Source organism: Dyella sp. (assembly GCF_035508675.1).
Taxonomy (GTDB): Bacteria; Pseudomonadota; Gammaproteobacteria; order Xanthomonadales; family Rhodanobacteraceae; genus Dyella_B.
In genome coordinates, this window is record NZ_DATJMN010000203.1 from 1 (window position 1) to 10,245 (window position 10,245).

A 10,245-nucleotide genomic window follows, 5' to 3' on the forward strand; every position below is an offset into this window, starting at 1 on the left:
GGGGAGGGGACGTATCCTGGCGAGCGAGAGGTACACGCTTCGATTCTGGCTTAAGTTCGGAGCATTGAACCTAACCTCCCCTGCTGACGCAGGGGAGGAAGTGCATCACGGTGCTTGGCACGCTTTGTTACCAGCTGATACGAAGACCCGCCCTGCCGCCATAGCCATCGCCATGGTTGCTGACGCCGATGTCATAGCCGACGTTGGCATACACGAACACGTTGCGCGCCAGCTGCGAGCTGAGGCCGGCCCGCAGGCCCACCCACGAACCCTCCAGGTTGGAATGGAAGCTCACTGGCGTGGTCGGCGTGGAGAACGCCACGCCCGGGTTGGCCATGAACTCGCGCCACAGGTCGACGCGCAGCCAGGTGCTGATCGATCTGGGTTGCGCGGCGTCGCTGCCGAACGCCCAGCTCTTCTTCGCTTCGCTGCCGACACGGCCGGCCAGCGAGTTGGCGTTGTCGAAGTACACGCTGGATGCTGCATCGGAGGTGTCGTTGAAGGATGCGGTTTGATAGACCAGCTGCGCCTGCGGTACGAACACCCAGCCGTTGCTCAGCGGAACCGGATAGCCGCCTTCGAGCGATGCGGCGAAGCTGCGGCCGTTGGTCTTCAACGGCGCCATGCGCGTGGAGCTGGCCTTGATGTTGTAGCCGGTGCCCTGCACTACCGTATCCGTATACCAGCCGGATACGCCGACATGCGTCCAGTAGCCACCAAGGGTGTAGCCGTTCAACTGGTCGTGGCCGGCGTTGATCCCGTCGAAGTGCTGCACATCGCCGGCAATCTGGCCTAGCGCAACGTAGACACCGGCGATGTCGCTGCCGTTGTCATGCTGGCCGCGATACAGATCGACGCCGGCTTGCAAGGCGAACATGTCGTCGCTGTAGCTCGGTCCCTTGTCGCCGTAAATGCCGAGCCTGCCGCCATCGCGCGAATCATGCTGCGCAATGACGCGAGCCCAGCTGCTGCCGTTCGCCGCGCCGGCACCTTGCCACGTGTCGCTGCCGGTGCGCTCTTTCAGGCTGTCCATCAGATCCTGGCCGTAGGACAACGCCATCGACGGTACCGCGGTGTAAAGCGACACTTCCTGGCGATAGAGCGGAACGGTTTTCTGCGCGGGCTGGGTGGTGGTGGGGGTGCCTGTGCTGGAAGGTGAGGCTGTGGTGCTGGTGGAAGACGAAGGGGATGGTGTCGGGGTCGGGGTCGGAGTCGGCGCTGGTGCTGGTGCTGGTGTGGGCGTCGGTGCGGGCGTTGGTGCTGGTGCAGGCGTCGGAGCCGGAGCTGGTGTCGGAGCCGGAGCTGGTGCCGGTGCAGGCGTCGGAGCCGGAGCAGGTGTCGGAGCCGGAGCTGGTGCCGGTGCAGGCGTCGGAGCCGGAGCTGGTGCCGGTGTCGGAGCCGGAGCCGGCGCAGGCGCAGGCGTTGGTGCGGGCGTCGGCGAAGGCGCGCACGCCGCAGCGCCTGGAACCAGCGAGCAGTCGAGCTGCGAACGCAGGTACCAGTTGTCGGCGCTGCTGCCATCGGTGCTGCCGCGATAAAGTGAATACTGGTAAGGACCGGCCGTCACCGCACTGGCCAGCGAGAACGCATTGGCCGATGTGGTGCCGCCGTTGATCGCCTCCACCACCTCGATGCCATTGGCGGTGGTCAGCGCACCGGAACCGCCCGTGTTGGTGATGCGCAACGCGCTACTGCCGGTGGCGCTGCCGCCGTTGATCACCAATAGATCGGAGGGCGAGCCGTCGCCGCCAAGATACGTGTTGAGCGCAACCACGCTGCCCGTGCCGCCCACATAGCTGGTGGTGACGAATTTGTTGCCGGTGCCGGTGCCGCCTACCTGCAGCACGCTGTTGTTGTGCAAGGTGCCGTTGATGGTGAAGCTGCCCTTGGCGCTGCTGCCCAGCGCCGACAAGGCATCGGCCACGGCGATCGTGCCGTTGTTGGTGACATCGCCACTCACGCTGCCGTAGCCCCCCAGCGTTGCGCCCGTGGCCACCGTGGTGGCGCCGCCACCGCTCAATGCTGCGCTGGCGTGGCTGTCGTCGCCCACCACGAACGTGCCGGCCGCAACATCGGTGCCGCCGCTGTAGCTGCCATCGCCGTTCAGCACCAACATGCCGGAACCGGCCTTGGTCAATGCGCCGGTGCCGGTGATGTCCTGGGCGATCGTCGTTTGGAAACCTTGCGTATCGATGGTGCCACCGCCAGCGTTCACCGCGATGGCGCGCGTGCTGGAAAGATTGAAACTGCTGCCGAATTGCAACGTGCCGCCATTGAAGGTGATGCCGCCAGCGGTATCGCCCAAGGCGTTGTCCGCCGACACGGACAGCACACCCTGCGTGAGCACCGTGCCGCCACTGTAGGTATTGCCACCGGTGGCGCTCGGCGCCAGCACCAGCGTGGCCGTACCGTTCTTTTCGACCGCGCCGGTGCCGCTGATCAGGCCCGTATAAGTGCCGTCGGTATCTTGCTGGAAACGCACCAGGCCGTTGTCGCTCACCGCCAGGGGCATGCTTTGCGAACCGGCCTGCAGCGTGCCTTGCGCATCCACCAGCATGCTGCCGGTGTAGGTCGAGTTGTCGCCGTTGAGAATCAACGTGCCTTGCTGCACCTCGGCGCTGCCCACACCGATGCTGGTGAGCGAGTTGGCGAGCGTCCAGATACCACTGTCCTGCTTCAGCAGTGTCTGGAAGTTCTTGATCATGCCGAGCGTACTGCTGCCGGTACCGTTCAAGGTGATCAGGTTGCTGCCACCGCCGCCGTCGATGCTGCCGCTGACGGACGAGCCGGTGTAGAAATGCAGCGTGTCGTTGCCCCCCGCGAACACCAGGTTGCCGATCACCTGGCCCTGGTTGGTGAAGTCCACCGCCGAATTGCCGGAAGCACCGAGCACGTCGCCGTTGCTGACGTCGGTCTCGATGATGCCGGTGGCGCTGTTGATCACGGTATTGGAACCGGACGTGGCCTGGAACCAGATCGCTGCAGCGTGGACGCCCCTGATGGTGCCGTTGTTGAGAATGGTATTGCCGGTGCCTTCCGGGTTCACCGCTTCGGCGCTGTTTTCCGTGCCGGACGAAAGCACGGTTGCGCCCTGCGCCACGGTCAGCGTGGTGTTGCTGCCGAAATCGATGGTGTTGGCACCGGTGCCATACGTGCCGCCGTTTTTCACGGCGCTGTTCTGCACCAGCGCACCCGACTGCAGCAGGATGGTCGCGTTGTCGCCCAGCGCGATGGCGGAGGCATCCCCCACCACGACCTGCGCATTCGATTGCAGCGTGACCGAAGCGCCGGAAGCCGTCGATGCGCCCGTGCCGATGGTGCTCGTCCACGGGGACGGCGTGTTGGTATCGCAGGTAGTGGCGTTGGTGGTGGTGGTGCAATTGGCGTGGGCCTGCGAAGCGACCAACGCCAGATAAGTCAGCACCGCCAGGCAAGCTGCCTTGCGTTGTGGCCATGCATGATGGCGGGAAGAAACGAGCAACTGAGCGATCGCCGTGGTGGCGGCACCGGGGGGTGTCATGGTTTTCATGTCTGGCCTTTGCGTTATTTGAAATGCCTTTTCCGCCCGCAAGACGCACAGCAACGCGCGCAGGCGCGTCGCACCGGCGCGATGTACTCGAATTGGGATGCGGAAATCAGCAGGCACGCGCTGGCGAGTGCATTCCCATGCCCCGCAGCCATGCCGCTGTTTGATGGCGCATAGGATAACCACGAAAATAGGGTTTTCTGACCAGACGATTCCTAAAATAAAAACAGTTGATGACTGCTTTTTGTCCCTTTGCGGCAGCGTTTATCCGCATGGGCTTATTTTTCTGTCACAACCGTTTATCCACAAAATAAAACGGTGGCCTTATGTGCCAGATAATCAGGCAAATTAAGGTTCGTCACCCCGGCGAAGGCCGGGGTCCAGCGACTTTCCGTCTGATCCGGACACAGTTCAAGCACGTAGGCTGGGATGCAATCCCAGCCTACGACATCGCATCACCCTCACGCGCCCACAGGTGCCGTCACGTTGCCATCCGCACCCATGACCATGCATTGGTCGGCAATCGCCGCCACGCCGCTGCGATGCGATACCACCAGCAGGATCGTGCGCGGCAGGCGCCGCTTCAGCGCGGTGAGCACGGCCATTTCCGCGGCGGCATCGAGTGCGCTGGTCGCTTCGTCCAGCAGCACCAACAAAGGCTTGCGCAAAATCACCTGCGCCAGCAGCAAGCGCTGTAGCTCGCCGCCGGACAGCCGGCTGGACGAGCTGCTCAAGGCCGTGTCCAGCCCGTGCTGCGATCCAGCCAACCGTTTATCCAGGCCAACATCGGCCAACGCACGCTCCAGCATGTCGTCGCTGGCATCCGGCGCGGCCCACCGCAAGCATTCGCGCACGGTCGGTTGCCAGGGGCGCACGCTCTGGCTGATGTAGGCGCTGTTGCGCACCAGTGCACGGTATTCGTCGAAGCCAAACCTGCGCTGCCCCATGCGCGCGGAGAACGCAGCCGGCTGCATCATGCCCGCCAGCACATCGACCAGGCTGGTCTTGCCGATGCCGGAATCGCCGCAAAGCAAGGTGAGCGTGCCGGGCACCAGGGAAAGATCGCGAATATCCAGCGCCGCCAACGGTGGCGCCAGTTGCACGTGCTCAATATGCAATGCACCGGCGATCTGCGCGCCATGCAGCGGCGTGTAGGCCGCACGTGCAGGCGGCAAGCGCATGTAGCGTTGCCACAATTCAAACGCCGGCACCGCCGAATGCAGCTGCTGCAGGCTCTGCCGCGTCGAAACCAGATACGGCAGCAAGCGCCCCAGCAACAGGCACACCGCAATCAGCGACGCCTGGTCCACGCCATGCATGCGATATGCAAGCACGAACATCCCCGCCATGCTTGCCGCCGCGAGCAGCTCCAACACCAGCCTTCCGGAGGCGATCAATTCGAGCTGCTGCCGATAGCCGCGACCCAGCCGGCCGGAAATATCGCCGTGGCTCGCTTTTTCCGCATCCTCCCGCTCGAACGAACGGACGTGGCGCAAACGCCGCGGAAAGTCCTCGCTGAGCCAGAACAAGCGCGTCAAGTCGGCAATGTACTGACGGCTGACGTGCGCCTGCTTGCGCGTGCTGATACGCGACGTCGCCAAGGCCAGTACCGCCAGCAGCGGTGCGGCCAAGGCCAACGCCGGCGACACCCAGAACGCCAGCGCCAGGCTGACGCCGGCAGTGATGCCTGCCACCAACAATTGCAGCAGCGCACTGAAACCCTGCGTGATGATTTCGACGTTGTAGGTAAGGACGTTGGCGATTTCGGCCGAGGTGGCGTCCGCCAACGACGACAGTGCGGCATCGATCAGCCGCGCATGCACCGCACGGCGCAGTTGCATGCCGTAGCGGCTGGCAAGCCGCGCGGCCAGGCATGCAGCCTGCCAGCGCAGCACGGCAAAGCAGGCTGTGATGGTGGCAAACAACGCGGCATGCGTTTCGATGCTGCCGTGGATGTCGATACTCCTACCGCCGAGGACCAGCGGATGGCCTGGCTGCACCATCGGCACCACCAGCACGGCCGCAGCGCTGCCGGCGAGTGCGCAGCCTAGCGACAGGAGAACGTAGAGGATGATCTGGGCAACGCCGGTGTGTTTGAGCGTGCCGAAGATATCGCGCAAGGATGCTTGATGAGTCGGTTGGTGCATGGGACTCATCTATCCGCATTTCGTTGCAGGAAACAGTCCCCTCCCCTGCTTGCAGGGGAGGGCTAGGGTGGGGTGCGAGCGCAGCGAGCGAGAGGAGCCCGACGTCGCCGCCTTCTGCTTTGCACGATCAGACATCACGACAACCTTCGCCCCTCGCGCCATCAAGCAAACGACTGACCGCTTCCACCGACGCACGCAGATGCGCTCCTCGCCGCAACTCATACATCCCCATCTCCACCAGTGCCTGCTGAAACAGCAACCAGCCCCCCTGCCCGGCCGCATACGGTTGATCCTGCTGCAGACGCGCAGCGATCGCATGCCGTGGCACAGGTCGCAACAGCGCGGCGGGATCATCCGCCCGCTCGGCGCAAACAAACACTGCACCCACCAGCTTGAGCGGCGAAGCGGCAAGCTGCCCATGGCTGCGCCGCACGTCGGCCTCGAATTTCTCCACCCCGCTGCGGCGGCGAATCACCGGTGATTCGCTGATCCAACGCCGCGCACCTGGATCGTCGATCAGACGCAAGGCATCGCTTTTTACATGCACATAATTCGTGACGGCCGTCGCCAGCATGCTTTCCGGCTGCACGAACAGCGCATCCTCGGCAAGAAACGACAAGCCATGCAACAAACCATGCAACGCCAACGTGGTCTTGCCCGCGCCGCTATTGCCCAGCAACAGCACACCGCGCCCGTCCTTGCCCACGCATGCGCCATGCAAAGGCACCAGGCCCAAGCAGCGTGCCGCCAGCACGAACACGGCAAACTCGATCAGCTCGTAACGCAAGTGATACGGAAACGCCAGCATGTCTTCCGATACCACGATCAGCGCCTGCCGCTGCCGTGGCGAGATCACTACGTAATTGGCCGCATCCATTACGCCGCACAACCAACCCATGCCCGATTGCATCTGCACCGGCGGCGGTTCATCCCCCTTCGGCAAATGCCCGCCTGGCACCAGCCGCAATTGGATATGCAACTCCGGCGCAACGCATGGCAAGTGATGGGGTGGCACATCGCCATAAGCCGCTTCCACCAGATCCAGCAGAACATGGCTGCTGCTTTCAAAATGAAAGCGCGCACCCAGCAGCTGCTTGTGTACGGATAGCGCGCGCGTAAAACCTTCGCCGAACGGATCGGCGCAAAGCTCGCTGACGGCGGACTGGGGATGGGTGGTCATGCAGGTCGAACGGCATCCGTGGCAGCCGAAGGGGACCGCCGTGAGTGCATCCCGGCCTGGCAAAGGTTGCACGGCCGGCGACGTAGGTTGGCGGTGAGCGCACGCAAACCCTAACGTTGCCATGCAGAAACCAGCGCAACCCTCAGCTTCGGAGCAAGGCAACCGAATACCAAGCAAGGCGCACTCACCAACACGCAGCAGCACGCCGCCGCGTTCCCCCGGGCTAGATTGAGGCGCCAAACAACATGCTGAACATTCAGGTCGGCCACTCCTATTTCCTGCGGTACGACCGGAAACAATGGGAACGCGGCAAGCCCTATCCGCCGCTAGCGACGATCCAGGTGGCCGCGTTGCTGCAGCAAAGAGGACACGCCGTCAGCCTGTTCGACGCGATGCTTGCCGATGGCGTGGAGGATTACGCCGCCGCCCTGCAAACCGCCGCACCAGACGTGGTGGTGTTCTATGAGGACAACTTCAATTACCTCACCAAGATGTGCCTGAGCGTGATGCGCGATGCCGCTTGCCGCATGATCGGCGAAGCGCGTGCGCGCGGCGTGCGCGTGATCGTGGCCGGCTCCGATGCATCCGACCAGCCAGACGCCTTTCTCGCCGCAGGCGCACACGCCGTATTGATCGGCGAAGGCATCGCCGCGCTGACGGAACTCATCGGCCGCCTCGAACGCGATCCGGCCATCGACAACGCAAGCTGGGTGTCCGGCATTACCGGCGTCGCCAGCGTGGTCAGCGAAAAAACCCACGTGACGCGCATCGGCGTGGTGCCGCCCGACCCGAGGCTTACCTTGCGCCCTGCCTGGGATCTGCTCGACCTCAGCCGCTATCGCGCGATGTGGCGCGAGCGGCACGGTTACTTCAGCCTCAACATGGCTGCCTCGCGCGGCTGTCCGTTCCGTTGCAACTGGTGCGCCAAGCCGATCTGGGGCAACCACTACAAGCAGCGCAGCGCACAGGACATGGCGGCGGAGATGACGTACCTCAAACAAAACTTCCAGCCCGACCATATCTGGATGGCGGACGACATCTTCGGCTTTCACGTGGATTGGGTCACCGAATTCGCCGAACACCTGCGCGCCGCCAACGGCTCGGTGCCGTTCACCATTCAAACCCGCGCCGACCTGATCAGCGAACGCATGGCCGACGCGCTCGCGCAGGCCGGTTGCGCCGAAGCCTGGATCGGTGCGGAAAGCGGCAGCCAGCGCGTGCTGGATGCCATGAACAAAGGCACCACGGTGGCAGAGCTGATTACCGCCCGGCAGCGCCTGGGCGAACGCGGCATTCGCGTGAGCTTCTTCATCCAGCTCGGTTATCTCGGCGAACAATTGCACGATCTGCTCGCCACGCGCGCGCTGGTGACGCAGGCCGCGCCGGACGATATCGGCGTGAGCGTTTCCTATCCCCTGCCGGGCACCAAGTTCTACGAACAGGTGAAAGCGCAACTGGGCCGCAAAACGCATTGGGACGACAGCGACGATCTCGCCATGATGTTCCGCGGCGCCTACGACTCCGAGTTCTATCGCCGCGTTCGCGATCTGCTGCACGCGCAAGTGACACTGCAGCAATCGCCAGCTGCGCAAGACGATCAAGCCTGCGCCGCGCTGGATGCGCGATGGAACGCGCTGATCGCCAACGAATACGCCCACCGCACCGAACACGCCACCGTTCCCATGCCGACGATCCGCCATGCTGCCGCCGCTCAAAACTGTTAAACACGGCCTGCGCCGCACCACCGAAACGCTGGCGGCGGAACTGGCCCATCCCGGCCATCCGCTGCCCGCATGGAACGAATTGGAATGGCGCCTGGCCGCCGCCGCTGCCGCCGCACATGGCATATCGCCGCTGCTGCATCGCTGCTCGCCGTGGCAAAACCTGGCGTGGCGGCGGTTTCTGGAAACGCAGTACCAGCATGTCGAACAGCGCCACCAACGCATTGCCGATTTGCTCAAGCGCATCGATGCCGAAGCCCGCTCGGCCGGCGTGCCGATGGTGGCGCTGAAAGGCTCCGCCCTGCATGCCATCGGCCTGTATGCGCCCGGCGAACGCCCCATGGCCGACATCGACCTGCTGGTCAGCGAACACGACGTGGAACGCGCCGGCAAGCTGCTGCAATCGCTGGGCTACGCCGCCTCCTTTGCGCAATGGAAACACCTCTGCTTCAAACCGCTTGCCGGTGAACCGGTGCTGGGGCTGGGCGAGCATCGCGACACGCCGATCAACATCGAACTGCACACGCGCATCCACGAGCGCCTGCCAATCGCCACCGTCGACATCACGCGCTGGATCTATCCGCACCATCCGCAGCCGGGCTTGAATCCCTACCCTTCCAACGGCGCCTTGATGAGCCACCTGCTGCTGCACGCCGCCGGCAATATCTGCGGCCGCAGCCTGCGCCTGGTGCACCTCAACGACATCTCATTACTAGCCACCCGCATGCACATCGGCGATTGGGAGATGCTGTGGGATCAACACGAGCCCGCCTGGTGGGCGGTACCAACGCTGCACCTGGTGGCGCGCTATTACGCCAACGCCATTCCGCACAGCGTGCTGGCCCGACTGGAACCGGCCTGCCCGCCACTGCTAAGGCACCTGTCGCGACGCCGGACACTGACGCAGGTTTCCTGTTCCGCGCTATGGCTCAGCCCATTGCCCGGCATTGAATGGTCGCGTTCGCTGCAAGAAGCCGCACACTGCATATTGAATCGCATCAGGCCCACCGAGGAAGCGCGCAAGGAACGCGCAGACATGCTGCGTACGCAATTCTGGCTGAAAGGACAGCCATGGGTCCGGCAGAAACATGCGCGACGCTTGCTGACCGCACTGACACGCCCGGTGCCGCGCATGGATACCTTGTATGTGGTGCGTGCGGCGTTGGATGAGTTTGCGTCGGCTGCGTAGTAGCGAAAATCGCCGGTATGTTCCAAACGAGTCAGTGCTTGAATGGAACCAGTTCGGGAGACACAGCGCCAGTCCAGGCGCCGCTGCTGATGGCTTGCGCGCAGATCGTTTGGTATTGACTCAGGGCGAGAGTGTCGTCATTCGTCCAGGAGCGCTCGTATTCGTTCGGCGGATCGCAAGCGCCAGTGTAGGTCCAGGCGGCGCCACCTGTATACGGTGGCATTGGCTTCCAGCACGGGTCGGGAATGGCTTGACCTTGCGTGCAGAAAACGAAGGGATCGTTGGCACGAAAGCTCACGGCCTGTGCACCGACGGAACCGGCAAAAAGGGCGGTTGCTGCGAATATCCAAAAGCGCTTCATAGTGCAAGTTCCGTCAATGCCGCTTGACCGGCAAATATTCGCCATGCTTGCCGTAATGCTGCCCCTTGATGTCCACATTCGCGCATAGCCCCTCGCCGCAGGGAACCAGGTCGGCGGAGTT

At 63.6% G+C, this 10,245-nt stretch carries 6 protein-coding genes; 2 read left to right on the forward strand and 4 right to left on the reverse strand.

Translation table 11 applies throughout. The features are described 5' to 3' along the window. Positions 1 to 127 precede the first annotated feature (127 nt). From VMA74_RS10730 to VMA74_RS10740, 3 genes are all read right to left on the reverse strand, one after another. Positions 128 to 3,529: an autotransporter outer membrane beta-barrel domain-containing protein gene (locus tag VMA74_RS10730; RefSeq protein WP_325366759.1), complete on the reverse strand. Its 3,402-nt coding sequence runs from the start codon at positions 3,527 to 3,529 to the stop codon at positions 128 to 130. 458 nt (positions 3,530 to 3,987) lie between these two features. Beyond that, positions 3,988 to 5,673 (reverse strand): ABC transporter ATP-binding protein, encoded by a 1,686-nt coding sequence (locus VMA74_RS10735; RefSeq protein WP_325366761.1) that lies wholly within the window; start codon positions 5,671 to 5,673, stop codon positions 3,988 to 3,990. Positions 5,674 to 5,800: 127 nt separating this feature from the next. Continuing rightward, the gene (locus VMA74_RS10740) at positions 5,801 to 6,853 is read right to left on the reverse strand and encodes a serine kinase (protein WP_325366763.1); all 1,053 of its coding nucleotides are present in this window, start codon (positions 6,851 to 6,853) and stop codon (positions 5,801 to 5,803) included. 245 nt (positions 6,854 to 7,098) lie between these two features. Between VMA74_RS10740 and VMA74_RS10745 the strand changes: the two genes are divergently transcribed. Both VMA74_RS10745 and VMA74_RS10750 read left to right on the forward strand, forming a co-directional pair. Further along, positions 7,099 to 8,577 carry a radical SAM protein gene (locus VMA74_RS10745; RefSeq protein WP_325366765.1) on the forward strand — a complete coding sequence of 493 codons (1,479 nt, stop codon included), beginning with the start codon at positions 7,099 to 7,101 and terminating at the stop codon, positions 8,575 to 8,577. After that, complete coding sequence (locus VMA74_RS10750; protein WP_325366767.1) at positions 8,552 to 9,763, forward strand: nucleotidyltransferase family protein; 1,212 nt, start codon at positions 8,552 to 8,554, stop codon at positions 9,761 to 9,763. Before VMA74_RS10745 ends, VMA74_RS10750 begins: the two co-directional genes overlap by 26 nt. Before the next feature lie 31 nt (positions 9,764 to 9,794). Here the strand turns inward: VMA74_RS10750 and VMA74_RS10755 are convergent, their stop codons facing one another. After that, entirely contained in the window at positions 9,795 to 10,124 is a 330-nt protein-coding gene (locus tag VMA74_RS10755; protein ID WP_325366769.1) for a hypothetical protein, read from the reverse strand. Positions 10,125 to 10,245: the final 121 nt, after the last annotated feature.